The organism is Orbaceae bacterium lpD02, assembly GCA_036251875.1.
Classification (GTDB): Bacteria; Pseudomonadota; Gammaproteobacteria; order Enterobacterales; family Orbaceae; genus Orbus; species Orbus sturtevantii.
Genome location: CP133960.1, coordinates 719578 through 745165 on the forward strand (window position 1 = coordinate 719578; position 25588 = coordinate 745165).

30 protein-coding genes are annotated in these 25588 nt (G+C 34.9%); 6 read left to right on the forward strand and 24 right to left on the reverse strand.

What is annotated here, in order from left to right; all coding sequences use genetic code 11:
• Nucleotides 1-166 precede the first annotated feature (166 nt).
• Both RHO12_03020 and RHO12_03025 read right to left on the reverse strand, forming a co-directional pair.
• On the reverse strand, nt 167-2170 hold the full coding sequence (locus tag RHO12_03020) for a hypothetical protein (protein ID WVD66753.1): 2004 nt from the start codon (nt 2168-2170) through the stop codon (nt 167-169).
• Between the two features lie 387 nt (nt 2171-2557).
• Nucleotides 2558-2881: a phage holin, lambda family gene (locus tag RHO12_03025; GenBank protein WVD66754.1), complete on the reverse strand. Its 324-nt coding sequence runs from the start codon at nt 2879-2881 to the stop codon at nt 2558-2560.
• A gap of 1033 nt (nt 2882-3914) precedes the next feature.
• Between RHO12_03025 and RHO12_03030 the strand changes: the two genes are divergently transcribed.
• Nucleotides 3915-5068 (forward strand): IS3 family transposase gene (locus RHO12_03030; GenBank protein WVD66755.1). Its coding sequence is split into 2 segments (ribosomal slippage): nt 3915-4161 and nt 4161-5068, totalling 1155 coding nucleotides; the frame shifts between segments, so codons are not numbered across the junction.
• A 116-nt stretch (nt 5069-5184) separates the two neighbouring features.
• Nucleotides 5185-5505, forward strand: coding sequence for a colicin E1 family microcin immunity protein (locus RHO12_03035; protein WVD66756.1), 321 nt, complete (start codon nt 5185-5187; stop codon nt 5503-5505).
• A gap of 67 nt (nt 5506-5572) precedes the next feature.
• On the opposite strand, the gene RHO12_03040 is transcribed toward RHO12_03035, so the two are convergent.
• From RHO12_03040 to RHO12_03080, 9 genes are all read right to left on the reverse strand, one after another.
• Entirely contained in the window at nt 5573-6907 is a 1335-nt protein-coding gene (locus tag RHO12_03040) for a colicin-like pore-forming protein (GenBank protein ID WVD66757.1), read from the reverse strand.
• A 259-nt stretch (nt 6908-7166) separates the two neighbouring features.
• Nucleotides 7167-7424, reverse strand: coding sequence for a hypothetical protein (locus RHO12_03045; GenBank protein ID WVD66758.1), 258 nt, complete (start codon nt 7422-7424; stop codon nt 7167-7169).
• A 12-nt stretch (nt 7425-7436) separates the two neighbouring features.
• Nucleotides 7437-7847: a hypothetical protein gene (locus tag RHO12_03050; GenBank protein WVD66759.1), complete on the reverse strand. Its 411-nt coding sequence runs from the start codon at nt 7845-7847 to the stop codon at nt 7437-7439.
• 17 nt (nt 7848-7864) lie between these two features.
• On the reverse strand, nt 7865-8752 hold the full coding sequence (locus RHO12_03055; protein WVD66760.1) for a collagen-like protein: 888 nt from the start codon (nt 8750-8752) through the stop codon (nt 7865-7867).
• A 29-nt stretch (nt 8753-8781) separates the two neighbouring features.
• Complete coding sequence (locus tag RHO12_03060) at nt 8782-11322, reverse strand: host specificity factor TipJ family phage tail protein (protein ID WVD66761.1); 2541 nt, start codon at nt 11320-11322, stop codon at nt 8782-8784.
• Entirely contained in the window at nt 11297-11722 is a 426-nt protein-coding gene (locus RHO12_03065; protein WVD66762.1) for a hypothetical protein, read from the reverse strand. Before RHO12_03065 ends, RHO12_03060 begins: the two co-directional genes overlap by 26 nt.
• Entirely contained in the window at nt 11704-12192 is a 489-nt protein-coding gene (locus tag RHO12_03070; protein WVD66763.1) for a DUF1833 family protein, read from the reverse strand. The genes RHO12_03065 and RHO12_03070 overlap by 19 nt, the downstream gene beginning before the upstream one ends.
• The gene (locus RHO12_03075; GenBank protein ID WVD66764.1) at nt 12189-12668 is read right to left on the reverse strand and encodes a hypothetical protein; all 480 of its coding nucleotides are present in this window, start codon (nt 12666-12668) and stop codon (nt 12189-12191) included. The genes RHO12_03070 and RHO12_03075 overlap by 4 nt, the downstream gene beginning before the upstream one ends.
• Nucleotides 12669-12961: 293 nt before the next feature.
• Nucleotides 12962-13540, reverse strand: coding sequence for a hypothetical protein (locus tag RHO12_03080; protein WVD66765.1), 579 nt, complete (start codon nt 13538-13540; stop codon nt 12962-12964).
• A 156-nt stretch (nt 13541-13696) separates the two neighbouring features.
• Here RHO12_03080 and RHO12_03085 point away from each other — a divergent pair, with 156 nt between their 5' ends.
• Nucleotides 13697-14113 carry a hypothetical protein gene (locus tag RHO12_03085; protein ID WVD66766.1) on the forward strand — a complete coding sequence of 139 codons (417 nt, stop codon included), beginning with the start codon at nt 13697-13699 and terminating at the stop codon, nt 14111-14113.
• Nucleotides 14114-14144: 31 nt separating this feature from the next.
• On the opposite strand, the gene RHO12_03090 is transcribed toward RHO12_03085, so the two are convergent.
• From RHO12_03090 to RHO12_03100, 3 genes are all read right to left on the reverse strand, one after another.
• The gene (locus tag RHO12_03090; protein WVD66767.1) at nt 14145-14771 is read right to left on the reverse strand and encodes a BRO family protein; all 627 of its coding nucleotides are present in this window, start codon (nt 14769-14771) and stop codon (nt 14145-14147) included.
• Between the two features lie 55 nt (nt 14772-14826).
• Entirely contained in the window at nt 14827-15618 is a 792-nt protein-coding gene (locus RHO12_03095) for a phage antirepressor N-terminal domain-containing protein (GenBank protein ID WVD66768.1), read from the reverse strand.
• A gap of 80 nt (nt 15619-15698) precedes the next feature.
• Nucleotides 15699-15875 carry a hypothetical protein gene (locus tag RHO12_03100; protein WVD66769.1) on the reverse strand — a complete coding sequence of 59 codons (177 nt, stop codon included), beginning with the start codon at nt 15873-15875 and terminating at the stop codon, nt 15699-15701.
• Nucleotides 15876-15998: 123 nt separating this feature from the next.
• Between RHO12_03100 and RHO12_03105 the strand changes: the two genes are divergently transcribed.
• The 3 genes from RHO12_03105 to RHO12_03115 are packed head-to-tail and all read left to right on the forward strand — an operon-like array spanning nt 15999 to nt 17584.
• Entirely contained in the window at nt 15999-16316 is a 318-nt protein-coding gene (locus RHO12_03105) for an Arc family DNA-binding protein (protein ID WVD66770.1), read from the forward strand.
• A 24-nt stretch (nt 16317-16340) separates the two neighbouring features.
• Entirely contained in the window at nt 16341-17039 is a 699-nt protein-coding gene (locus RHO12_03110; GenBank protein ID WVD66771.1) for a hypothetical protein, read from the forward strand.
• Between the two features lie 44 nt (nt 17040-17083).
• A complete protein-coding gene (locus RHO12_03115) occupies nt 17084-17584 on the forward strand; it encodes a hypothetical protein (GenBank protein WVD66772.1) in 501 nt (166 codons plus the stop codon).
• Between the two features lie 224 nt (nt 17585-17808).
• On the opposite strand, the gene RHO12_03120 is transcribed toward RHO12_03115, so the two are convergent.
• From RHO12_03120 to RHO12_03165, 10 genes are all read right to left on the reverse strand, one after another.
• On the reverse strand, nt 17809-18441 hold the full coding sequence (locus RHO12_03120) for a type VI secretion system-associated protein TagO (protein ID WVD66773.1): 633 nt from the start codon (nt 18439-18441) through the stop codon (nt 17809-17811).
• An 8-nt stretch (nt 18442-18449) separates the two neighbouring features.
• The gene (locus tag RHO12_03125) at nt 18450-18932 is read right to left on the reverse strand and encodes a hypothetical protein (GenBank protein WVD66774.1); all 483 of its coding nucleotides are present in this window, start codon (nt 18930-18932) and stop codon (nt 18450-18452) included.
• A gap of 52 nt (nt 18933-18984) precedes the next feature.
• Nucleotides 18985-22011, reverse strand: coding sequence for a tape measure protein (locus RHO12_03130; protein WVD66775.1), 3027 nt, complete (start codon nt 22009-22011; stop codon nt 18985-18987).
• 24 nt (nt 22012-22035) lie between these two features.
• A complete protein-coding gene (locus RHO12_03135; protein ID WVD66776.1) occupies nt 22036-22773 on the reverse strand; it encodes a KilA-N domain-containing protein in 738 nt (245 codons plus the stop codon).
• 154 nt (nt 22774-22927) lie between these two features.
• Nucleotides 22928-23551, reverse strand: coding sequence for a DUF6246 family protein (locus tag RHO12_03140; protein ID WVD66777.1), 624 nt, complete (start codon nt 23549-23551; stop codon nt 22928-22930).
• A gap of 3 nt (nt 23552-23554) precedes the next feature.
• A complete protein-coding gene (locus RHO12_03145) occupies nt 23555-24058 on the reverse strand; it encodes a hypothetical protein (protein WVD66778.1) in 504 nt (167 codons plus the stop codon).
• A 45-nt stretch (nt 24059-24103) separates the two neighbouring features.
• Nucleotides 24104-24475: a hypothetical protein gene (locus RHO12_03150; GenBank protein ID WVD66779.1), complete on the reverse strand. Its 372-nt coding sequence runs from the start codon at nt 24473-24475 to the stop codon at nt 24104-24106.
• Nucleotides 24472-24840 (reverse strand): hypothetical protein, encoded by a 369-nt coding sequence (locus RHO12_03155; GenBank protein ID WVD66780.1) that lies wholly within the window; start codon nt 24838-24840, stop codon nt 24472-24474. The genes RHO12_03150 and RHO12_03155 overlap by 4 nt, the downstream gene beginning before the upstream one ends.
• A gap of 1 nt (nt 24841) precedes the next feature.
• Nucleotides 24842-25186 (reverse strand): hypothetical protein, encoded by a 345-nt coding sequence (locus tag RHO12_03160; GenBank protein WVD66781.1) that lies wholly within the window; start codon nt 25184-25186, stop codon nt 24842-24844.
• A gap of 3 nt (nt 25187-25189) precedes the next feature.
• Complete coding sequence (locus RHO12_03165) at nt 25190-25567, reverse strand: hypothetical protein (protein ID WVD66782.1); 378 nt, start codon at nt 25565-25567, stop codon at nt 25190-25192.
• Nucleotides 25568-25588 lie beyond the last annotated feature (21 nt).

Consider the following 25588-nt stretch of genomic DNA (forward strand, 5'->3'; position numbering starts at 1 on the left):
ATTTTTTATGTATCTATATGGCGGTAAAATCGATACATATAATTACTGATTGATTGCTTGATGAAGTAGCTATCTGTACAGCAATACTTATTGAGAATCATGACAAACCTATTCAAGCACTTGTTTGCGTGAATAGGTAAGCATTGATAAATTTTAAAATGACATTTTATAAGGGGATGACGATAACTTTAATTATTCCATCGTAATAGGCAGACATATAAATATTACCTATAAATAGGCTACCATTATCAAGAATACCTGATGTAGATGGCACAAATATTTCAGAATCAAAAGAATAATTGCGAGTTAACCCGGTTTTACAGAGTTTTGTTTTTTGATCAAGGTTCGTTTCACCCGGACAATAATAACTTGCAACAGGGTCACCAGATAATTTAATTAAATAAGACTTACCTGCTTCAAAATTATATTTTTTAGGTAATAAATCATGTAGTGAATATTTAACCCCTTTTGTCACAGATACAGTATTGGTTAATGAGTTATCCATATCAACTGGCACAACCACCACTTTGATCACTTTGGTTTGATTAGCGGATACATAGATATTCCCTGTAAATGTATTATCATCATGCAAAACACCTGATCTTGACGGCATAAAAATATTACGATCAAAAGAGTAATCTTTACTCAAGCCTACTTTACAACTTTTTATTTGCTGATCGAAGTTCAGCACGCCTGAGCAAGAATAAGTCGCTACGGCATTACCTATAAAGTTAACAATATAAGACTTATTCGCCTCGAAATAATAATCTTCTGGTAATAACTCACTAAGCGAATAACGAGCGCCTTTTACGACTGAATACTCATTGATTACTGGTTTATCTTCCTTGACTTCACTCTCATAGAGCTTATAGCTTCCGGTGGTATCTGTATCAAATAGGTTGATGAAATAAGACCATGACAAATCATCATTACGGGTTTTTGATAACCAAATATTTTCTGTTGGCAATACTTTTCCATCGGAACGTTTTACATTATTTAACGCTTGCTTGCCTGCATTTGGATCAGGTATCTTTATATAAACTAAACCTTGCACAGTAGGAAAAGTAAGGTTTGTTTCTTTACCTACCTTGGTAAGCACAGCATTAGGTGATTGATCAGATACTTCGGTATTTTGCCCTTCGGATTCATAGACACGTATTACATCGCCATCTAGTGCTAAAAAATCAGTAATATGATCTCTATCTGGTAGATCTACTTTGACATCATGGATTAATGTATGACTATTTACGGCTTTTAGTAAAGATGTAACCGAACCACCAAGTGTATCAGCATGGGTAAACGTTGCCTTAAAATCGACAAACTTTCCAGATAGGCTCGTTACCATATTCCAACGACCTACTTTAGCAGTATTACCTTCGATGTCACCAAAATCCAATAACAAACTTTTCCCTACTGCTTGGTCATCGATATAACCATCAAGGATCGTAAAATCAACCAAGAGATTCTGTTTATTTTCCACTATTTTAGGTTGTGCGGAATCAATGGTCGTTTTATAAGAAGTACCTCGGCCGTCATTTTTAACTCGGACACCTAACGTAAATGGTATTGCTGGCTCGATTTCCGGTGTAAAAGGATCATCACCATAAACATCTTTTGGCATAAAGTAGTCTAATGTTAATAATGGCTGAGGTTTAACGACTACATAATCGGGAATTACCTCTACGGTTGTTTCTTGACCATTTAGATTATAAGTTACTTTTGCTCCGATATAATACAAGGTATTATCAAACTCTGCTGCGCCGAAAGAAGGAATGATTAACCAATGAATTTCCGCATTCGTTTTTGTATTAATTTGTCCACTGCCATTAATGTCATTGATTCCTGATAATGATTTAACATAGTAAAAAAACGTTGCACCATCGTTATTAGCATCTTGAGTCGCGATAACTGCCCGATTGTCTTTATCCGTAAAAAGTAGCTGAACTCGTATATCTTTTAGAACCGAACCAGCTAAGCCATTATTAATTACCATATGGGCATCAAACGCCTGTCGCTCAAATGATAATTTTTGCTCAATGACGATTTTTACTTCTGCACATTCCGCATCAAGTGCAAAGGCAAATTTAATCGGCATAATGCAACATAATAAAAGTACTATCCACATAAAACCTTGATAGTACTTTCGGTTATATTTTGAAAGTGTATTCATTTGTATTTAACCTTTTAGTATTTTAACCTGAATGAACCTGTTTAAGCATTGATTAAATAGGTTTCTTTTATCTCCATCCATTTGATTAATTAATAAAAATTGAAATTTGATTGACCGAAATAAAAATAGCTATTGTTTTGCTTAAAAAAGAGTCATAAATGGATAGAGTGATTTATTTTTAATTATGATAATTTAACAACAACTAAAGTAATTTTTTGTAGATAATTAGAGTGGAAAAAACCAATTAGCGACTATTTCAGTAAATTTGAATAAGAAGTTAACTTGGCATTAAATATTATGTAAGAACCTAGCCTTATCAGTTACGAGTCTCTTACCGCTATAAAAAATAATTTTGTTTTAAAGCGTTATTTATGATTTTTTATGTGATTAATCCTCTTTATCTATTTTTCGATTGAGTATTTTCAGTACCTTATCCCTTAATGTAGTAAATCCTATCAAACCAATAGCTCCAGCTATTGTAATAATTGCACTTTCTGGCAAATTATATCTTTCAACGAGGCCGCCCACACAAAGAGCAAGTGCACCACATAACAAGGCCTCAATCAAGACTCTAAACAGAGTTATATCATGATTATCATAAAGCACTCTGAGCCCCGCTATAATGGTTGCTAATATTGCGCCACACCAAATCGGGCTTCCAATTACTGTTATATAGATTATCTGTAAAAGATTAAAATTGTTATCTGCCATAATATTTTCCTTTTTTATTAATCATTGGTTCTGATATTTTATATATATTGATAATATTTAATTTGATAACCATTTATCATAAAAATTGAACCTATAAAGGTTATCTGTTTAAGTATAAAAAAACTAAAATGGTTAACAAAAAGGGACTAAATAATTGATGATATAAGCAATAATAGCGTTATATGAAATGAGGTTTATTGCTTTTTAGACAATAAAAAAACCATCTATTAGATGGTTATACACAATTTTTCACTGTGAGGTGATGGTATCATTTTTTGTCCCGAAAGTCAACTTTAATTTACTTAATTAATTTTAATATACCAAGGTGATAGAGATAAAGGAGCGCTAAAAATGGTAAAACAAATACGCTCTTTTAAATTCAGAACATATGCTAGAATACTCCAGCAACATCACATTTATACCATGGCCTTGCAAAGTGGTATAAGTATTTAAAGAAGTAATTAGTTATTAATCTTTATTAATTAATGCTTTGTAACAAACTAACACCTATTTTAAAAAGTTAGTTCACTGACCTGGAATCAGAGCGTTTAATAAATAACAATAATTAATTTAATTATTATTCATATAGTTATGAGGTTAGCCACTCGGATTGCTGTATATTTATTCACTATTTTTTACTTATTTTTATTATCTTTACGGCACAAATACGGCACAAAAGAATTTATCTCTATGACGGCATAGAAATAAGTTTTTACTACACACCTCGCACTTACTTAACTCACTAATTTAATCGCAATTAATTAGACAAATTCTTACGCTAAACTGATATATATTTTCCACTATATATAAATTACACTAATTAATTCTTCAAGGAAGAGTCACTCAGCAGAGGGAAATCATGGGCTTTAGAAGCTGGCTATATGCAAAAACTGGTGTCAAACTAAAAAGCTTTAAAATGACATCAAAAAAAATAGATAAATTTCATAAAGAAAGAAACACGGGTTGATCCTCGCCAAAAAAGTGGACAAATGCCACCTCTATGATATAAATAAAAATCAGAGGAGAACATATCATGGTCAAAAAATTCAGTACCGAGTTCAAACAGCAATCGGTCGATTATGCGCTGTCTAACGCTCACCTTTCAATAACTGAGCTGGCCAACCATTTAGGTATAGGTAAATCGACCCTTGATAAGTGGATAAGGCTGCTAGCGCCAAATAAAACCAGTCGTCGAGAGCTCACCATTGAGCAGCAAAAAATTATCGCCCTAGAAAAAGAGGTAAAAGAGCTCAAAATGGCGAATGAAATCCTAAAAAAGGCGCATGTGTACTTCATCAACCATCCAAGTCGGTGAAGTACAAGTACATGAAGCAACACTTATCATCCTATTCAGTGCCGTTAATCTGTCGTCAGTTAAATATTAGCGTGTCAGGTTACTATGCTTGGCTCAGACGTGAGCCCAAATCAAACGGACTAATTGATAACATCAAGACACTTTATTGGTGGCATAAAGCCCGTTTGGGCGCACCAAGCTTAGTGCACGATATCAGGGATAAGGGCTATAATGTGTCAGAGAGAACGGTCAGTCGAGTATTACAAAAATTAGGCTTGCGGAGTAAGGCTACACGTAAATTTAACTATCGGGCTGCGCCAAAGCTATCTCATGATGTGGCGCCAAATACCTTAGACAGGCAGTTTAATCCGGATAAACCTAATAACGTTTGGGTGACCGATATCACGTATATCAAAACCGGTGAAGGCTGGCTATACCTCTGTGTGATTATTGATTTATTCGGGCGAAAAGTAATTGGTCGGCAAACGAGTCACCGTATTGATAGGCATTTAGTCTGTAATACACTCAAAAATGCCTTATTCCGTCGCCAGTTTCCAAAAGGTGTTTTGCTCCATAGTGACAGAGGAAGTCAATATTGCAGTGCGGATTTTAAACGATTAATATTACTAAACGGACTTAAACAAAGCATGAGCCGAACCGGTAATTGCTGGGATAATGCGGTTGCAGAAAGTTTCTTTCATACCTTAAAAGCACATATTATTCATGATTGTTATTACAAAACACGGGAGCAGGCAAATAAAGCACTATTTGAATATATTGAAATCTATTATAATCGGGTTCGTCGCCATTCAGCTAATGGTTGGATATCGCCAGAACAATATGAAAATCAGTACTACTTAAATAACACATTTATAGAGGCGAGCACTGTCTAATATTTTGGCGAGGATCAGGTAACTGCCAGATTAGGTTTGAGCTAGTACAAATAAAAATTAGACTCCTATTTTTGATAGTAGTATATTGCTTCCAGAATTAACACATTAAAAATATCATGAATAAAAAATATTATTTTAAAAATATACACTGGGGAGTTCTTTTTCTTGCTATATTTATTTTCACTTACTGGGAAGATATGTGCAATATGTATCCTAAGCTAGTTTTAGTGATTCTGAGCGCAATACTATTTCCTTTCTCTAAGTGGCTTATTGAATCTTTAGCTTTAAGATTCACATCTAGAGAATTTTGGTATAAAGGAATATTTCGTGAAACAGCAGGAAAAAATGGTTTATATGCTTTGTACTATTTATTTTGTTTTGTCTTTTCTATTCCGTTAGGAATAGCATCTTTGACTTATTTGTTATTAAAAAAATGAGCCACTAAACTCTAGTAGCTCATTAAATTAAGGTTTTAATTTTAAAAATACGTTTTATATTAGTAAATTATAACCCAATAAGATTATTTGCATCCTCTACAAGTTCCTCATCAACTAACATTCCCATTATAGCAATGATGAATGCATAGCCTAAAATTCCAATAGGATTTCCTAATAAAATTGCAAAAGAAAATGCAGCTACAAATGTAGCGGCTCCACTAACAGCAAGAGTTTCAGCTTTAACAAAAAAAGGGCGCCATTCATTTGTTTCAGTTGATTTAATAAATTCATCAGTCAGTTCATAAATATCCATAGCTTTACCAAAATAACCAAAAGCCTTACCAAACATAGTAAAGTTTTTAGCTATTGCATCATATTTTAATGATTTTAACGAATTCGCAATTGCTTGACGATCTTTAACACTAAACTTTTTATTTAATACATCCTTATATTTTTCAAAGGATTTCATAGCCTCATCAATATTACGAATTTTTTTACCTTTTACATTTTCAGCTAATTCTTTTGCTAACAGATTTGCCTTTTCTCCATAAGATGTAAAAACTTGTTGATAAAAATCGCTTGTAAAATGCATTGCATCTTCTAAAGCTTGTTTTTCTGCTACTTTGTAATCATGTACGATTTTTGTATTTTTCTGAATATCATCAGTAATAATACTTACCCTATTTAGTAGCTCTAATTGTTTATTCTTAAGAAAAGCGATTTCATCATTTGGTTTTATAACTTCAACCTCCCATACTGAAGGTATGTGTCTCATTACTGACATTACAGATGATAATGCAGCATCAAATGCATTCGCTTTTCCTTCTGCAATAAAATGTTTAAACTTAGTAAGCTTAACGTCACCACGGGCAAGGAAAGCATCAAATCGTTGATCTGCTATTTTTTGCTTATTTACAATTTCAGTTTCTAGTTTATTGTTTTCACCAACAGCTAGCTCTAAAGCAGTAATAGCATCCTTGCCTTTTTTAACCTTATCTAGCATATCATCATCAATTTCTGGCTCAGATATATTATTTAATACATTCTTAGCATCATTAATTACCGTAGTTAAGTCTCCAACCATAATACTTTTTGATTTAATAATTTTATTATCTATTTCATTTTTAGATTGGTAAACACTTGCAAAAGGAACAACTACTGGCATTTTACTCTTGTCAAGAGCAACTTTCCCACCCACCCGAGGCTGATTGATATAACTCGGTGGTAATGTGAAAATAGGCATGTTTTGGTATTCTTTAGGGTTTACAATCACATCAGATAAAATTCCATTTGGATATGGTGATAGGTCTTGCGATACATCTGGGCGAAAATCAATAGTCATTACAAGAAAACCATCTTTTGACCGCGGTTGCCCATACTCATCATAATAAGCTATGCTCATATATTTTCCTTTTTATTATTATTATTATTATTATTGTATTTTATTAACCACAAAATACTGTTCGAATATACAGTATTTTGTGGTTTTTGTCAATTGGAAATATTTGACTTATTCTAAAAAACCATAAATAATTTATTTTTATTTAATTGATTAATATAAATAAAAATAAATTTAATCAAAATAAAACCGAAACGGATATCCAGAATAGCACGAGTAAAAAAATAACGTTTTGAAAAATGGCAACCTATGTCGCCTTTATTTAACTCGGCAAATGATTACGTTCTTGTTCCGATAAATATGCTTGATAGCAGTGCTGAGGCTGCCAGAAGAATATCGAATTTATTACTTTCTCCGCAATAACCCAACGCTTTTTTATGCAGTCTGTTAAGTGTGCACACCTATATGCACGGCTGGATAGTGTTTCATCTGGCCAACCTGCCATTAGTGTATTAAACAGCTGATCAACCGCAATAGCGACTTTATAACAATATTTAGAACTCCCGTAATTCTTAGACATTTATACCCCCGTTTATGCTGTTATTTTTGAACCTTGAATAAACATTTCATCAACTTGTTTGTTAGTTAAACTAAACAATTTTTCTGCTAATTGAATCAACGCTGAATCGCGTCTGAATTCCTGCGCAGTTTCCCACGCTGTTTTTGCAGTGATATTTTCGACAGAATCGTTATCAAGTGAATTAATGTAAGCGTCAGTTGCTTGAAAAAGAGTGTTGCCATTTTCTAACTTTGTAAGTTTTAGAACTGTCATAGCTTGAAAACGGCTTAACGATTGCGGAACTGCAATTTGTTCATCAGATACAGATAGCATTGTGTCTATTTCTTTTTCTGTCATTTCTATTAAATCCGGCCGCATAATAGCTACATCAACGTCATCATCAAAAGCCCATATACTGTTGTTTTGATCTTTATAATACTTCATATAAATACTCCAATAATTTATCGTAATTCAACCCAATTAGCACTCGCAGCCCTTCCTGATACCGCGGTCGCAGCCAAGTTTGCACTATACACAGTACCTGGGGGAATTATGAAATTAAGATAAGTGCTTGCAGGTATTTTGAATACTTCTACACCGTTTAACTTTATAACTGTAACATTCCCAGAGGGAGCCAATACGCTTGCTAAAATAGGCCTACTTGTTGTATTTGTATATGTAACATAATTAAGTCTCGAACTTGTAACGTTTTGGTAAGACTGCCCTACGCCAATAGATGGGACGATACCGTGCACAAGATAGCCATCAGGATTAAAACAATACAACCACTTTTTATTTACGTCATCCCACACTCCATTATGTCCATCTGCTTTAACTTGAAGTGAGTAACGATAACTCCCATCAGGAGCAAACAACAGTAACGTCCCCCCAACATTATTTGGGTCGACTGCTACACTACGGTATATAGGCTCTACAAGTGCATTTAGTGTTTGTACAGCGTTGGACGAAGCCGCTACCGTCGATGAGGCAAGCGTAAGGGAATCGCTTAAGGTCACGGTTTCCCCTTTTTCACCTTGAGGGCCAGCCTCACCTTGAGGGCCTTGTTCACCTTGAGGCCCAGCGTCCCCTTTTTCGCCTTTAGGCCCTTGAGTAATACTTAATATATGCTCAGCGGCTTTTTCAACTTCATTTTTTGCAACTATCGCTTCCGCGATAACTTGAGTTAGCTCACTTGTTAATTTAGAGCGAGTTGGAATTGGATTATTAAATCTATCCATAGTTTGTTCTGCATCGCTATTCGTCCACTCATCAACAATAATAGTATTATCGTTAAAATCTCTTACCGCGTTTGACGGTATTGCATTTCCTGTATTTTGTCTCTCAGCCATTTTCCCTCCTTTGGGACATAAAAAAACCGCTAATTAGCGGCGTCATATTCATATATTCGTTCATTATATTGCGATAGTGTTATTTTAAAGCTTTCATCGTTGTACTGCTTTTCAGTTAAGATAAAATCGTTTATCTCTCCTGTTTTCTGCTCAGTGATTAAAAACGTTGAACCACATTGAATGTTGATGCCATCAGCGACAAAAGCATCATTAAAATTAGCGGTGAATGATGAATCATCAAAACTTGTTATATCAAGCCAATCACTTGGATACCCTTGCTTGTTAGTGATTGTTACTCGGTAGGTTTTTGACTTATCAAGCTCTAACGTTTGATTAACTGTAAACTGGTGCTCGTTAATAGCGATAATCTCACCGCTTACAACTGCTTCATCATAAGTATCTGACCATCTAACACGGTCACCTTTATTAATCAAAGCTACATCACCATAAAGTGCTTCATCTTCAATAGTTAGTCGTTGATAGAGTATGCGCCGCGCTTCCATTTGTGCCCTATTCATTGCTTGAATTCTATTCCTGCAACCCGCTAATTGAATCTTATATGGATTTTTAGCATCTTCTTCGATCACCTCACTATTCGACACTCTAAGCCTGATGTAAGCTTTCTTATCCGTTCCATTTGCGCGGTCATCTTTACGAGCATGAATATACTCAACTTCAACGCCGTCATAGCTTTCTGACTGAGAAGGGTTATATTGAATAGTGCCGCCATCGCTGCTGCTAATCAGATTCGCACTTGAGAACATTGCAGACACAATCGACTTTTTCTCGTCACGCACAAAGCGCCATTTGATACCATCGTTATATGTTATAACTCTAGCCGCATTGCAAATAGTCTGTATTCGCTCACCAAGTGATATATCTGCATCATCAAAGCTAAAGTCAAAGTAACCTAAGGCAGGGTTCTCTGTCTGTAACTTAGCGTCGATTAGATATAAATCATCTAAATCAAGCTCGCTAGCATCACGATTAAATATTTCAACATACGAGTGCAAGACCGCATCAGCGAATGAACGCGTCGCTATTAAACTTTTATCAATCGAGTTATTTTTAGATGTCAGCGTTTTACGGGTTGCTTCGACATTAAACTTAAGCTCTTTGATTGATGTAGCTTGCGGTGTCGCTTTCGTTGTAATTACTATTGAAGTAACATTTGGCATTTGAAAGTTATAGTTATAACCAACAATGTAGATATTTTCGAGTTTGATTTGGTCAGTTAAATCACTTTTACCTTTATTTGTTCGCCCGCATTTAATCGCATAGTGGCCATAACCATACCTTGGTTTTATCTTAATCGTTCTAAATTGAGGTTCATAAGTATCTGCACGCAAATTCCAATCATAGGTTTCTCGCGTGTTTGCAATCTCGTTGCCCTGCTCGTCAACAGCCCAATAAATGAATCTCGTTTGTGCATAACCCTTTAATCCTCTTTGAAAAGTAACATCAACCCATATTTCACTTCCCTGCTCTGGTAAAATGAATGTTTCAGTATACACGTCACCTGTTTGCTCTAGCTTGAATGAATTAGTATTAAGCTTTGTTGTAATAACCGTGCCTTTAAACTCTGTAAAATACTTAACAATAAAGACATTCGCTATAGTTAAAATCGGCTGTTTATACTCGTTTTGAGTAACTGAAATTAAATTACCGCGGTACATCACATCAGTATTTGTGTTGATTGTAGTGGTGACATATTTATTCTTATTGTTCTTTATTGTATATTCGCTTGTGATATCAGCGTTAACATAATAATTAAGCTGAGTTGACGGCTCTAACTTAGTTAAATATGTAACATCAGTATTAGCCGCAAGCGTTATTGTTGTCACGTTTTGCTCTGTTTTGAAACTAACAACATTCGTGTAGTTCTCTGAAAATATAATACCGCCGGATAAGTTTGGTGGAACTAATTCTTGTCCGTCAACTTCATCACTTGCATAAGCATACCGTATTTTAGGAATAACGGCGTAAGGTTCATAAATTTGATACTGCGTACCGAAGATTTTATTCAATAGCGTTTCATCATATTTTAGCTTATCTAGTGAATAACTTCCGACACCAATACACATAAAGTGTTCAATATGCTTAACATTATCAATGTATTCAGAGTTAGCAGGTTTGAGCAAGTCGGGATAAACACGAACGCAGCCGTAAATATCAGGTATTGCTTGATATACTCGCGCTCTATTTGTCTGGCCCTGTAGCTGATTGTTCGAGCTATCTTTTTGTTCGTCAATACCGTTTGGAATTGTCGCTTTAGGGGCCAACGCAATTGCGACGATAGCAGCAACAACAGCTACAATCGCAGTAATAATCCCGACCGCTTGTTGATGATGTACGATTTTAATTAAATCGAACTCGCATAGTGCTATATTTAAATTGAACTCAAAAGGGTTAATCTCCTGGTTATTGAGGTAAATTTTATGATTATTTGCTGGTATACCGCTTGGGAAGATGTTTATTAGATTTTGCTGGATAGTTAATGATGTGTCTAAAATGTATTTTTTGTGGCCTAGTATGTTTTTTGGGTCATTGTAATAGATTAATGTACTCATAATACTCCATCTTTTGATATGTTCGTTCTAGTGCATCGAGCCGGTTATATTGAACTTGTCCACCTGTTTGTTCATTGCCTTTTGCGTGTAGTGCATAGTTGCCAATCACTACGCCAACATGACAAGGCACACTATGAGAATAAGCAATAAATACTGAGTTATTTTTTTTATTGCACTGTCGCCAATTACGCTTCGATTCAGGTATAGCTTCACATTCAATAGTGCATTGCTTATCTCTGTAACCGTGAATATCAGCAAGCTTAATGCCGAGTACATGCTCGTAATAAAGAATAACTAAGCCCCAACAATCGACTTCCTCAAATGAACAAGCGCGATTAACCCACGGCAGCCCTACTGTTTTATTAATAAACTCTTCAACGGTTATAGTCTTTGCAGCCATGGAAATACCTCTATGCGATAACATTCAACACCGCCCTTTGTCATGGGATTATCATAGCCACATGATATTGTGACGTTATTGCGATTCATTCGAATACCATTTTTAAGAATATTAAGCTTGTGATAGGCAACAGACGGCGTTGTCATATCTAACTCGCTGTATTGCTCAAATGACACATAAAAAGGCTCTTGCCAGTTATTTACCGCTTTGATGTATTCATTTAGCTTGTCACCAACATGTATGCGTGAAAATTGTAGCGTAATATTTGGGTTAGGTTCACTTCCTTGGTCGGGCTTAGTTACTTTGCCAGCGACTGGAATATATTCATTACCGCCGAACGTGTAAGGTACAAACTGATTAAACACCAGTCTCACTGGCTCTATAAAATCAACATGCTCAATGACAATCGTTTCAAACTCTCGTGCTGGATTCTTTGTTGCAAAAAACTCTCGCTGCTCTTTTGTAATCATAATGAAGACACCTTATTTAATTGAGTGTTAACAATGATATCGAGCCATTCCATATTTTTATCTTCAAGATATTCAGGGAACACATGAGCATCATCAGGATAATAATCAGGTGCGCAATAACTAGGTATAATAATTTGAGCGGTATATTGCCAATGTAGCGCATTAGGCCTGCTTGTATTTAATAATGAATCAGGTAAGAATCTACACCTAAGCGTTTGTATCCCCCACTCTGTCATTAAATCAATATCAAATAGCTCAAAGCCTTTTTTAATTTGATTATTAAACCAACTTAGAAATATTGGTGCTTTTTTTTGCTCAAATCTGAATGTGATACCTCTTATAGTTGGTTGATTAGTAGCAGTCTTTTTAAAATATACCGCACCACTTCTCACCTCTGTTGATGAAAAGCTCGCTTGCTGCTGTCTTGAGTAAGAACTCAATAAAATTGTGTTTGAATCTAACGGGTAATTGTTCATAAAACCTCTAATTTTAAGCAATAAAAAACCCCAGTTAAGGGGTTTGGTAGTTATTGAATTAAGTTTTTTCTAATATCAGGCAAAACATTTATCCAATTACTACTTAGATAGCCTTGTTAGTAAGGATTAATGTGTTGCGTTTCTCGATCAATCAATTTTCAAATTATTGACTAATTCTTTGTCACTCTCAGTTAACTCTTTTTTGCAGCCAAATAATAAGGAGTAATAAATATAATTACAATAAATTTAAAAAATAATTTGCTTTTCATTAGAGCCCTGCCTCAATTTTTTTGTCATTTATTTTTTACATTCTTGATGGACTGATCAAATAATTCCGATTCATAAGAGATTTGTAATTCACCCACTCCTCTTTCTGCACCTACTAATCGTAATACAACTTGTGTCTTTGGATTACCATATAATGAAATGTACAAACCACATCCATTATATTTTAGACATTGATAAAATTCATCCGAACCTTTATATAACCTATTCCCTATTTTTTCCATTGATTGAGTAGGCTCATTATACTTTTTAGTTAACACATTTTTATATTTAAAATACAACTCTTTCCCTTTAATTCCATAAGCATCATTTTTTATTTTCTGAGATAGAATTACTTTTACCAAACCTATGTCATTATCAACAATAGCTAAATATTCTGTAAAATCAGGTAACGTCAAGGGAGGGAGGTATAAGTTATAAAAAGTTAAATTATCTTTTTGACGCATTTTTTTTGAATCATAATTATTTTCTATCTGTTCCTTTTTCTCTCCCCACGTCAATCCTAGTGGAGCTTTTGGGTTTAAATTTGATTGAGCAAAAAAAGAAACTAATATAGCGGATAAAAATATAAATTTTAAATTTTTCACACGACTTCCTTTTATAATTATAAGGACAGCATGATATCATTTTCAGCTAACAATCAAAGCTTATATTAATAAAAAAAACAAATTAAAATGAGTTGTTTGAATACAATTGTATTGTGTGAGATACTTAATCATTAAAATGAAATAAAAATTAAAACAATGATAATTAAATCTCAACGACTTATGTCGCTAAGCGTACTGTTACCCGGCATACTGTATATTTTAGCACTATACTTATATCAAACTTTTTTAAATAAAAAGTTAGATGCTTCTTCTTTTTTTGCAATACCTTTTTTCGCAAGTGTAATAATAACTGGTATATTAGCTTTTTTTGTCTTCAAAAAAGATAATGATACATATTTTAAAATGATAGGTTATCTTTTACTTGCCAGCTTTTTGTGTTTTGCTTTTGTTTATGTTGATTTATGGAATCTTGAGCAAGTTGGGTCTTATACTTTATGGGATGTAATATCAGATGACCGCTTAATATCCCAGTACAGCAAGATTGCTTTCTTATCGGCTCTATTAATATTATCACCCTTTATCTTATCAATGATGGCACAAGCGCATTATTAATTGCATCATAAAAGCCCCGTAGGGCTTAGGCTTAAATTGATAATTTAGCTAATGGAACATCAAACATTGTAGGACTACATTCATTAGTAGTGATTCGTGTCCTTGTCGCATAATTATTAGTTAACTCTACAAAGAACTTTAATTTATCGCTTAAATCCTTTAACTGGTTACGATAAAAAGCAGAATCCCTTTGAAGCTGTAACATCAATGAGCTTGCCACAAAACCTTTACCATCCATATTTGTTACGTCTATTTCATTACCAGATCGGCGCACTAACCAACGTCCATCATAAGGAATATTTACAGGTTTAGGATTGTAAACTGGTTTATTCGCCTCGTTATCAAGAATATCAAGTACCCATTTTCTGAACTGTTTAGCTATTTTAGTTCGTGAAAGCATAGCGATTAGATGACAACCTCGAAGTGAAAAAACACGCGTTGAAGCCTTTAAATTCCCCGTGGTTCCCAATACGGGTACCTCGATAATAGTAGTCATATTTTCGGTGAACTCATCTTTATTTTGATTAAAAATTTTAGTTACAGCTCGACTACTTGCGTACTGCAAAGCCTTTGCTAGTTCTGCCGAAGTTAACCAGATTTGATTATTCATTTCAGTAACTGCCAAAGGTGTATTATTAAATACTAATTCGTTTTGCATATTTGTATCCTCAAAGTTGCCACTCTTAGCGGTGGCTTATTTTTAAATGGGTTGGTTAAGCTGTTGCTTTAATTGTTAAATGGCTTGCAATAACATCAATGGCTTTGTTGTTATATCTGAAAGATTCGACTTGCTTGTCAGATGAACGCGACTTATCTAATACAAATATTCCGTATTCTTCCGTTTTCAAATGAAGCTCTTTAGCTATTCGCCCAATTTTATTTGAGGATACGCCTAATTGGTTCCCTACTTCTGTTGCTGAAAAAGTTTTGCTTTCTAGTTTAGGTAAAGGAATCACATTTTTACCAGCAATAGGATTAATAGTGTCAGCGTAAATAACTTGTTTAGATTGCTCGCTTAAATGAGGTAAATTGCTAAACATCTTATCTAATGCTCTAACTGACAATTCCATAGCTTTAGCTTGGCGGTATTCTGGTAAATATGATTTAAACGACGATTTTACGCTTTCTTTTGTTGCTTGCCCTTTTGTCCAGTATTGCCATAATACCTCGTCGCATTCTTCTTGATATTTAATTACTGTATCTTTTAGCTCTAGCTTAACCTTATTAGGTTGAATTGAATATAGCCACGCAGGAAGTTTGCGAAGTGGTAAGCAAGACATTTGTCTATTTTTACCATCATTTGCAACTATTGTGATTTCCGCAATAGTTGAATTGAATTTGCTTTTGAGCTTTGTAAACTGCGCGCCCCAGTCTAGCCCCATCCCCTCAACAATAGGCTTCATAGGAACATAAGGCTCATTGTTATTATTAACTAGATATAAACTGTTACCATAAAACGGCACTGTTACTGGACAATTTGAAGTATTTGTGTTAATGTTGTTCATAAGTTTAATCCTTATTTAAGCGTATGTGGTTAACTTGGTTTAGGGCTTTAACTGTTAGCGCAGTTAGAGCCTTTAGTTTTTTATATACCTGCAATTTTTTTCTCCTCTTCTTTATGTTGTTTGAAGAACTCTAATGCTTCATTCAATACATAATTAACTGAACGATCATTTTCTTTTGCATACTCTTGAAACCATCGTTTTAGATACGGCTGCATTCTCACTGCACATGGTGCTATTTCTCGAATGTTAACTCTCATTGATTATTATCTCCTTTTCATTAAAACGCCTCACCGTGAGGAATTCACAACATTGTCACACGGTGCGTCATTGATGTCAAGCGCACAGTGAGGCATAATGTAAAAAAATTTTGAGGTTTTTGTATGAGCAGAGAAGATCCACAGCTAAGAATTAGATTACCGATTGAATTAAAAGAAAAAATTCAAAATTTGGCTGAAAAAAATAATCGTTCAATGAATGCTGAGATTGTTACGGCATTAGAAATGGCTTTATCTGTCTATGATAATAGTGATATTGAAGCGATTAATAATCCTCACAATAACCCTAAAGCAATTGCGAGTATGGCTGGCATGTTAAAAACATTACCAAGAAATGAATTAGCCACATTTATAGAAAATTTAGCGACGATATCAGCTACACAAGCAGCTAATAAAATTTTATCAGAATTAAACAAAAAATAAGCCCTGACACACATAGGTACCATTATGGCACGAAAAAAAAATGACTCCGCAGGAGGAGTGTTATTAATAATTTTAATATGTATTGCTGCAATTTTAATTTTAGCCCCTTTAGTGATTATAATTTATGGTATTTATGTATCATTTAAAATAAACCGATATCAACCAAAACCTACAAAAATATCTGATTTTTGGTTGGATCTTGTCGAAAAACAAAAATTCGAATTATTGATGGAAAATTTATACACAATTAATCATGCTATAGATAGAGCTCATTCGATGGCTGCGCAACATAATATATCAGTAAATAAAGATGGTTCTTACAATAAAAGAAGTAATAAAGGAAAAGAAATATGCTTAATACTAGATAAATACAATCCACTAAAAAACAAATGTATTGAAAATATTAATTATCTTCGTTTCTTACCTAGTAACTTATGGAACAACTATTCAACTTTATTGTCGCATCATAAAAGCTGTTATTTTTCAATTGCATCTTGGGTGTTAGGTTTTATTGGTGTATGTTATTACTATAAACTTGATGCAATATCAACGTTTACAAATTATATAACATTTAAATCATCCAACCACATGGTATTTATTATTTCCGGTGTAATATCAATGGTCATCTTCTTTCTTTGTGACTTTATAATAAAACAAGGCGTAGCAAATATTCTACCACCTAAACCACCAATAGTGAGTATGGAAAACTTAAATGAATATTAAATTAAAGACAAAAAATAAGCCCTAAACTTAATTAGGATCTTAATATGGATAAATTCCCTCGCGATAAACAAAATGAATTGCTAATAATGCTATATAACGTATTTCCTGATTATCTAACTGAGGAGCAATTTAATAAAGCGATTAATATGTTTGGCTCAGACATTAACTTTATGACTAATGTTTGGTATCTTTATAGCCATGGGTTAATTGAACAAGCGGTTACATTTTATTCTGATGATGGCTATTCTTTTAATAAGGCAAAATTAAAGATAACAAGAGATGGTATCGACTTTATTAGAAATGATGGTGGATTAAAAGCAATACTAAATATTACAACGATTAAAATCCATGACGATACAATCGAAAAACTCACAGAAATTATAAACAAATCTCAGCTATCGGAGGCAGAGAAGAAGACATTCGTTGGTAAACTGAAAGAGCTGCCTGCAGATGCCACAAAACATTTGGTATTTGAACTATTAAGCAAGGGTCTATCTCATGTTCCTGACGCATTTCAGATAATCTCATCATACATCCATTCTTGATAAACTCGTGGTCGTCTCTAATTTTAGTGAGGCGGCCATAGACATCACCAAATAATAATATCCAGCAGTCATCATGCCTATTTGTAGCAAAAATCATCCCATTTTTATGATGGAATACTATTGAGAATACTTTCATTATTTTTCCTTAGATAACAAAAAGCCCTCATGAGAGGGCTGTTTAGCTAGATTGCGTTTATTTTATCCTGGTGCAGATGGTTTCTATTTTACCAACCACATGCAGCCCTTAAGGGTTTTATTGCCTCATCAAGCCCAGTTAAAGTAAATGTAGTATTTACAGGGCTTTCACTGTATGGCGTTACTTGAATAAAATATTTATTTTTATCGCTTAGTTCTTTTATAAAGTCAGTTGTTTTTTTTACCCCTGGACCGCCCCATGCTCCGTCATAAAACATAGCTTCATGATCTGTTGATATACTCCATGTTATATTAGATACTGCCTTCTCTGTATCAACTCTTGTTATTGGTGTTATTCTGTCAGATCCTAAAAATGTACCAAAACCAACATAAAGAACTGTTTTATTTTCTTTGCAGCGTATAACTAGATAAGGGGTTGTATGATCATATCTAACTTGTATTGGAGCATCAGCATTAAGCATTAAAACTACTGTTTTGCTATCATCAATTGGCGATGCATCCTCCTGAATTTTCCATTTACCCGTATCATTAGAAGTAACTTTAACTTCAGCTTTCGTTTCAAAAAGAACGTCGTAACAAGTTAGCCTGCTTTCTTTTTCTTTAATGTTTTTGCAAAAGTTGATTTTAGTTGATAGTTCATTATTTGAGGAGAAAGCATACCCAGCTAAAAACAAGAGTGAAATTAGTATTTTTTTATTCATATTTATACCTATTTAATAGCTTCACAGTGACTTTTTAATTGTGAATAAGCTTTTTTAAATCCTAATAGAGAAAAGGTAAAATCTTTTGTCCCTTTAGGATATTCAGCTCTAATAATTAATTTATTGCCGTTTTCGACCAGCTTGTTGATTTCATCCAAATTTGAATAGCTATAATTAATCTCAGTTGTAACCCACTCCATTTCGAATGGTTTGTTTTTATCCACTCTAAGAATAAATTTAACTTTATTACCAACCTGATTTTTATTAGGAATATCAAGCAAAGACATTGATGTTAAGCTAGTTGAATTGCAATTAAATATCAATCCTGCACTATTATTTCGTTTTTTTGTGGTATCTACAGCCATAATCATCACGGTTTTTTTATCAGTAATTGGATCTACTTTTGAATCAACCGCCCAATCTCCAAATTTCACCATACTTGAAAAAGCCAAAAACGGAAAACATGCTAAAACAAAAATTAATTTCTTCACGCTGCTACCTCATAAATTAAAGTAGCAGCATTTTACCACTCTCTAATGAAAATTAAAGTTTAGCTTTGATATTTGTTGAGTTTTTCATCGCATTCCAAACCTCTCCGCTATGATTTTGAATACCATTAGCTACTTCACTAACGGCCCATTTAACAATTCGTTTATCGCGATCAATGTCTGGTTGCCCAATTTGTGCGTTACCAACATTATTTTCAACAATAAAAGTCCACTCAAGAGCCGTTGCACTATTAGATGCCGAGGCACTCCGAATATCCTTATTACTAAGAACTTTTCCATTTTCACCGGGTATCATATATTGACGCCCACCTGACATTAATATCTCTGGTTTGCCACCCTCTCCAGTTCTATACATTGAATTAGCATTAACCGATCCCCCATGCTCGCGACCTCCGCCATAGCTTAATGATGAAATACTTGAAGCTATTTGTGCTCCTTGTGCGGCTGCTTGAGCCATAAATGCAAAATTAGTAGGCCATGGTGCTGAGGATGCATTAGATATTGCTGTTTGTAAATTTAGCGCCGCATTGGCGATAGCGAAACCTTTACTTACTGCAAACATTGCCTTGTAAGCAGTACTTTGCTCATTTGAGAATGTTTTGGTTAAATCAGCTAAACCACCAAACAGATCGCTTGATGAACTCAATATTGCTTGCGTATTCGCAAGTCTTGCTGCGACTTCGTCATCTTCAATCTTCTTACGTGTTTTTGCTCCATCTTCAACAATTGCATTGTAGGCATCTTGATATAGCTGTTCGTCAGCAAGCCCTGTGTCTCGCCAAGCGTTTAACATATCAAGTTTTATAGACTCGTCATTATCTATCTTTTCAAGATCTGTCATGCCGTTATCAACTTGCTCTTTTGCGAAAGTTCGCCCTTCCTTGGCTGCTTGTAAATTTTCATACTCTTTAGTAAGAGCGACTATTTTGTTTATTTCCTCTTGAGTTCCATTGGTACTTTTAGCATCTTGTAATGCCTTTAATTCCTTAGCATCAGCAATGGCACCTTTTACCTCAAGCCTTGCTACGGCAATATTATTCTCAAGCTCTTTTATTTTGGAAGCTGCTGAGCTAGTTTTTCCTGCACCGTCATTATTAACTTCGTAAAGCTGGGATAGCGCAGCTATTAATGGGTAAACTTGCTCTGGTAGACCCTCAATATTTCCTTTTAATAAATCCCCAGATTGAACAGCTTTAAATAATGACGCTTGATATTTACCAGCATCATCACCAAGAGTAGATAATACACCTTGATAAATATATGCTTGTTTGGTTAAGCCTTTTTGTTTTAATTCAGCTATTTCAGTTTCTTGCGCTAACTTAGCAATATTTTTAGTTATACTATCAGTTGCGTCTTTACTGAATGCTTCGTTTAGAACATTTGTTGAACCTGCTAGATTATCTGTTGCATTAGCGGCTTCGTTAGATATTTTATTATAATTATCTAATGTGGTTTTTTGCTCAGTTAAAGCTTGCCCTATTTTATCTTGCGCAGCTAGCAATAACTTCAATTGGTTTTGGTATCGTTCACCATGCCCTTCAACGTTAAACTGCGCTGCAGCATCAGCTTCAGCTTGCTTAAATTCATTTACCTTATCTGTTGCTTTATCATATTGCTTTTGCTGCTCCGCAATATCCTCAGAAAGCCTAACCTTTGCGGCTTCTCTTTGAATATTATTCATTTTTTTATAAGCGGCAGTTAAGCTACCTATATCTATAGCTAAATTTATAGCTTTTTCTCTCGCTGCTTCAGCGCTAGCCGACCAACTCATGAAAGCCCCCGCAGCAATTAACAAAATTCCAGCAGGGCCACCTAACATTGACATAGCGCCTTTTAATCCATTTGCGGCGACTGTTGATACTTTGGTAGCTGTAGCGAGTCTTGCTTGAGCGGCTGTTTCTTTATCAATTAAAATAGTTCTTTGAGCTTCAATAGCATTTAGTTGCTGATTAATTCCTTTTAATTGAAATTTCGATGTTGTTATGGCTTTTGTCGCTAATAGATTTTGTTTTCTTACAGTTAACGCTCTACCTTCTGTTTCTAAAGCTATTAACTCATCAGCTACTAATTTTTTAGTCGCGGCTGACTCTTGTAATGTCGCAATAACTTTCTCTGCACTTTGCTTAGTTGCTGCTGCCATTGATGTAATATATTTGCCTGCATAAACCGCAGCTAGAATGCCCAAGCCATTAGCTAAAATATCGACATGCTGAGAAACTAGCACAAGAGAATCAACAAGTAACCCTGTCGCGCCAGTTGAGTTATTCAGCTCTCCTAGATATTTTTTTAGATTATTAGTTACGCGTGTTAAACCATCATTAACCGTATTTCGCATGTTATCAGCAAGCTTAGCTGTTTCATCTTGCGCCGAAATCATTGCTTGGGAAAATTGTTGCATAGATAATTTACCGCTATCAGCCATGCTTCTAACTTCTGATTCGGTTTTATTTAGCTGTGAGCCGAGTGTTTTTAATATGCTTGGCATGGCATTAAATACAGCCATAGCTTCAACACCAGACAATTTGCCTTTCATTTGTGCTTTAGTTAATGCATTAATAGCTGACTCAGCGCCCATCGAACTAGTTTTATTGATGGTCATTAAATTTGATAATGTATCAATATAATCCAATGTATCATTAGTGCTATAGCCTAACTCTTTCATCGAATTGGATAGCTTAATATATAACTCTGATGATTCCTCTATGCTGCGCCCATTACGGTTTGAAGTTTCAAGTAGCTTATCCATTATATCTTTGGTTTGTGAAACTGTAGCACCAGTATTACCGATTCTATCTTCCAGTTCATTCCAGCCTTGAGCATAAGCTAGTATTTGGCTTGATACTAGAGCAGCACTAACCGCCTTAGCAACAGTGGTGAGTTTACCTAGTGAATTGCCTGCGCTTGCTGCTGATGATTCTACCTTCTTAAGCCCTTTGGCTGCTATTTCGCCATTGTCATTTAACTTTAGTAACTGCTCTCTAACTTTACCTGAGTTTTCAAGTAAGTTTTTAGTATCAAGTGATACCTCGTAAACTATATTACCTTCTGTATAAGTCGCCATTTATTCACCCACTAAAAAACCGCACTAGGCGGCTAAGATAAATTTCATTTGTCCTTGAATGTTAAAGATGGTTGAGCATCTCGCTTCAAAGTCTTTATAGTCAATACAACCTTTTGCAATAGTCGTTATAGCGATTAACTGATCTTCTACTGACTTTAAAGCCTCAGGTTTTAAATACTGATGGATCTTGTCACCTTTATTTAATTTGTCTTTAATGCTTTTATAAACAAATTTAGGTAACACGATTCCATATACCCATTTTTGAGTAATTAGCCCGAATAATGCAGGACAGCCTCCAATATGATTATTGAATGGTAAACTGGTCATTTTAGATAATGCTTGATAGAACGGATCTTGAAATTTCTTATCCCATGATTGAGGCTTTCTATGTGTTAAAATTGCCATAACTTGTTCATCGGTGTAACTGACTTTCTGTGAGCGAATTAATTTATCTATTTGTAAATCGCACCAAACTCCAAAATCATCAGATAACCACCGAGCAAATGCTACCGCTAACTTTGGATGAAACCATGTTCCTGATTTTGCTCCACCTCTAGTTGTTTTAACTAACTCAAAGTCCGATTTTCGGACATCGAACCCTAGAGCCTTAGCTAGCGCATCAATATAACTACCCGTACTTGGAAGCTCTAACCATTTAGCTGGTTTTTTACCAAACTTTTTTGCTGCTTCAGTTGCATTTATCCACCCATCATTATTAAAGCCTACTTGATGTCCCTTAAAATCAAATTTAATAATATTCATTTGCTTTTTCCTTTTAGAAATGAACCCTAGTCGCAAAGAAAATAGCCCACAACAGGAAAGCAATAACCTAACTACTTTCATAGGGTTCATTTCTAATAGGGTTGTGATTGTTACTGCCTAGCGACAGGCATAAAAAAAGCGACCAAAGCCGCTGTCATTGATATGTTTTAAGTCGTTCCGCTCGTCGTTTTTCGTAAGCGTCCATCACGCTATCGTATTCTTTCGCGGTAAAGCCATCATTGTCTGGATATTTATTTGCCATCAGAATAATATACTCAGTCATTGTGAGCCTCATTGCGTCATTAAGCGATAAGCCTAAATGAACACGAGCATTACTGATGTATTGGTTTACATCAAATTTTGGTTGGTATTGCTTAACTTCGTTACGTTGAGATACTCTTATATTCGCATGGCCACTTATACCGTATTTCAAAAGCGATATGGCTATGTTTATTTTAGTATCCGAACTTAGCGCTAATTCGCTTGCATCTTCATCACAGCAGCAATCAATCACTAAACTAGCTAGCTTTTCTTGTCGCTTTATATGTGTTTTTATTTCTTTAGTTACTAATTTATTCATGCTCTTATTAAATGATTGTAATAATTGCATGTGCCGGTTATTGACGAGGGTTGAATAGATATCAATAATTTGCTCTGAATCTCCAATTTTTGAGATATTTTCAAATGATGGAGTTAGTTTAAACTCTATATTTTTATCGCTTAAAAATCCCTTTAACCTTTGTTTTATTAATATTTCGCCTATATCAACCCTTATCATTGATTAATCCCCTGTTACATTACTAGTGGTAACTGATGTGATTTTAACGGTTTGAGAAGCGGCTACTTTAAACTCTAACGATGCGCTAACGATATCATTCGATCCACCACTCCAGCTTAATGACGTGATTGCCATATACCCAACAAACGTATTATTGCCATACATTAAACGCACCCATATACTCGGTTGTCTCTTATTTGAAATTTCTGTTACAAAATATCGTTCCAACTTATAGAAACCGTACTCATCAAGCTTATCATTGATTCTAACTTCGCCTTCAAATGAGAGTGCAATATCGGCATTAGTCACGATAGCTTCAACAAAGCCACCTTGGTCATCTGCATCACTTGTAACAGTATTTGGACTGTAATCCAAGCCTTTCGACGTCCCCGCCATTAGTGCTTTCCAATCAGCTTCCTTTGGCGTTGAATCAGGGCAACCGTCACAAACTTCCAGCACCACGGCAGCCCCAAATAATTTATTATTCTGTAGTTCACATACAGCCATGTCATTCTCCTAAATAAAAAAACCGCCGAAGCGGTATGTAATTGTTTAATTCCCGTGTTTTATGGACACCTGTAATCGATAAACGATTCTACTATCCTCAGTTGTTATTGGCGTCGGTATTGCTCCTACTACCTGAATTGAGCCTAAACACTCATCAAATTGATTTTTCATGATGTAATCAACAATATTAGTAACTAAGTCATCAATGCTCTCAGGGTCGTTATCTGGCGCGATAAAATCGACTAATACATGATATTCATTACCTAACGTACTGCTTAATATAGAGCCGCCATTAGGTCTAAATACAATATAGGTTTTATCCTTTCCTTTATCTTTCCAAATTAGATACTGAATAACGGCATTACTAATAGAGCCAGATTTGGCAAGATACTCCCTAAGCTGCTTATACATCTTCATAATGCCATTTCCTTTCTTATTACTTCATCTCTAAGCCTTGCTGTATCTTCAAATCCTTTGTTCAAAAAGTCTTTCTTGGCTGTTGCTCGTTTAAATGCCATATGAATACTAGGATCAGCAACATAAGCCGCATAGTTAGCTGAATAGCCAACACGGCCTGTAATCAAACCCTTTTTAACCGATACTTCACGGAACTGGCTATTAATTAATGTTGATGTATCAATAGGAGTGTAAATAGCGGCTTGAGCAGCGCCAATCATTAATGTTGCTTGTATGGCTCTTACTGCTTTACGTCCTTGAACATCTTCAATAATTGCATTAAGCCTATCAATGCTTTGCTTAACGCCTTTCACATTAACACCCATATCACACCGCCGTTATTAGTGTAAAATCATCAGCTAAACGCCCGAAAGTATCAGCATATCGAATGATATGCCTAATCCTATCTGCCCCAGCTTTTATTGGGTCAACTTCAATGCTTTCGCCAAATAAAATATAATCATCTACCTTGGCTTTATCATACTCAGTCCAGAATGTGTTTTTAACCGCAAACCCTAAACCGATATTATTAAGCTTATTAGATGCCTCCATGCCATAATCACAAGTGATTATTTCCGGTCCGCTGAATGTTTTTTTACTATATTCATCTTCACCTATGCATCGCCAAATAGTAGCTTTTGCTGTGTATGACCAGTTAGCTAAATCAGACATGAATCACCCCCTGATTACATTAAACTGTAATAAACTATTACTTCTAACGATAGGAAGTGCCAAGGTGCATTCTTTCGTATCTAACTTACTTAACATTGACAGCAAAGATGATCTCCCATCATCAAAATATTGGTAAGAACGAGAAGCACCCGACGGGGCAGATTCTGATGATACTTTTCTTACATCTGACGATGAGAGCAAGAGCATAACGGAATACATTTTAATAAGCTTAATGACATAATCCGAATAACCTGTAGCATCAAGGCAACCATCAATAGTATTAACGAGCGATATCAGTGACTCCAAAATGAAATCAGTTGCTACAAATCCCATTGAAGATAGCTGTTGTTTTGCCTGCTCTAATGTAATTTCGATTGACATAATTCACCTAAAGAAAGGGGC

Excerpts from the sequence above, each read along its gene's own strand:
- RHO12_03020 (WVD66753.1), bottom strand. The coding sequence starts at position 2,170 with ATGAATACACTTTCAAAATATAACCGAAAGTACTATCAAGGTTTTATG.
- RHO12_03025 (WVD66754.1), bottom strand. The coding sequence starts at position 2,881 with ATGGCAGATAACAATTTTAATCTTTTACAGATAATCTATATAACAGTA.
- RHO12_03035 (WVD66756.1), top strand. The coding sequence starts at position 5,185 with ATGAATAAAAAATATTATTTTAAAAATATACACTGGGGAGTTCTTTTT.
- RHO12_03040 (WVD66757.1), bottom strand. The coding sequence starts at position 6,907 with ATGAGCATAGCTTATTATGATGAGTATGGGCAACCGCGGTCAAAAGAT.
- RHO12_03045 (WVD66758.1), bottom strand. The coding sequence starts at position 7,424 with ATGTCTAAGAATTACGGGAGTTCTAAATATTGTTATAAAGTCGCTATT.
- RHO12_03050 (WVD66759.1), bottom strand. The coding sequence starts at position 7,847 with ATGAAGTATTATAAAGATCAAAACAACAGTATATGGGCTTTTGATGAT.
- RHO12_03055 (WVD66760.1), bottom strand. The coding sequence starts at position 8,752 with ATGGCTGAGAGACAAAATACAGGAAATGCAATACCGTCAAACGCGGTA.
- RHO12_03060 (WVD66761.1), bottom strand. The coding sequence starts at position 11,322 with ATGAGTACATTAATCTATTACAATGACCCAAAAAACATACTAGGCCAC.
- RHO12_03065 (WVD66762.1), bottom strand. The coding sequence starts at position 11,722 with ATGGCTGCAAAGACTATAACCGTTGAAGAGTTTATTAATAAAACAGTA.
- RHO12_03070 (WVD66763.1), bottom strand. The coding sequence starts at position 12,192 with ATGATTACAAAAGAGCAGCGAGAGTTTTTTGCAACAAAGAATCCAGCA.
- RHO12_03075 (WVD66764.1), bottom strand. The coding sequence starts at position 12,668 with ATGAACAATTACCCGTTAGATTCAAACACAATTTTATTGAGTTCTTAC.
- RHO12_03085 (WVD66766.1), top strand. The coding sequence starts at position 13,697 with ATGATAATTAAATCTCAACGACTTATGTCGCTAAGCGTACTGTTACCC.
- RHO12_03090 (WVD66767.1), bottom strand. The coding sequence starts at position 14,771 with ATGCAAAACGAATTAGTATTTAATAATACACCTTTGGCAGTTACTGAA.
- RHO12_03095 (WVD66768.1), bottom strand. The coding sequence starts at position 15,618 with ATGAACAACATTAACACAAATACTTCAAATTGTCCAGTAACAGTGCCG.
- RHO12_03100 (WVD66769.1), bottom strand. The coding sequence starts at position 15,875 with ATGAGAGTTAACATTCGAGAAATAGCACCATGTGCAGTGAGAATGCAG.
- RHO12_03105 (WVD66770.1), top strand. The coding sequence starts at position 15,999 with ATGAGCAGAGAAGATCCACAGCTAAGAATTAGATTACCGATTGAATTA.
- RHO12_03110 (WVD66771.1), top strand. The coding sequence starts at position 16,341 with ATGGCACGAAAAAAAAATGACTCCGCAGGAGGAGTGTTATTAATAATT.
- RHO12_03115 (WVD66772.1), top strand. The coding sequence starts at position 17,084 with ATGGATAAATTCCCTCGCGATAAACAAAATGAATTGCTAATAATGCTA.
- RHO12_03120 (WVD66773.1), bottom strand. The coding sequence starts at position 18,441 with ATGAATAAAAAAATACTAATTTCACTCTTGTTTTTAGCTGGGTATGCT.
- RHO12_03130 (WVD66775.1), bottom strand. The coding sequence starts at position 22,011 with ATGGCGACTTATACAGAAGGTAATATAGTTTACGAGGTATCACTTGAT.
- RHO12_03135 (WVD66776.1), bottom strand. The coding sequence starts at position 22,773 with ATGAATATTATTAAATTTGATTTTAAGGGACATCAAGTAGGCTTTAAT.
- RHO12_03140 (WVD66777.1), bottom strand. The coding sequence starts at position 23,551 with ATGATAAGGGTTGATATAGGCGAAATATTAATAAAACAAAGGTTAAAG.
- RHO12_03145 (WVD66778.1), bottom strand. The coding sequence starts at position 24,058 with ATGGCTGTATGTGAACTACAGAATAATAAATTATTTGGGGCTGCCGTG.
- RHO12_03150 (WVD66779.1), bottom strand. The coding sequence starts at position 24,475 with ATGAAGATGTATAAGCAGCTTAGGGAGTATCTTGCCAAATCTGGCTCT.
- RHO12_03155 (WVD66780.1), bottom strand. The coding sequence starts at position 24,840 with ATGGGTGTTAATGTGAAAGGCGTTAAGCAAAGCATTGATAGGCTTAAT.
- RHO12_03160 (WVD66781.1), bottom strand. The coding sequence starts at position 25,186 with ATGTCTGATTTAGCTAACTGGTCATACACAGCAAAAGCTACTATTTGG.
- RHO12_03165 (WVD66782.1), bottom strand. The coding sequence starts at position 25,567 with ATGTCAATCGAAATTACATTAGAGCAGGCAAAACAACAGCTATCTTCA.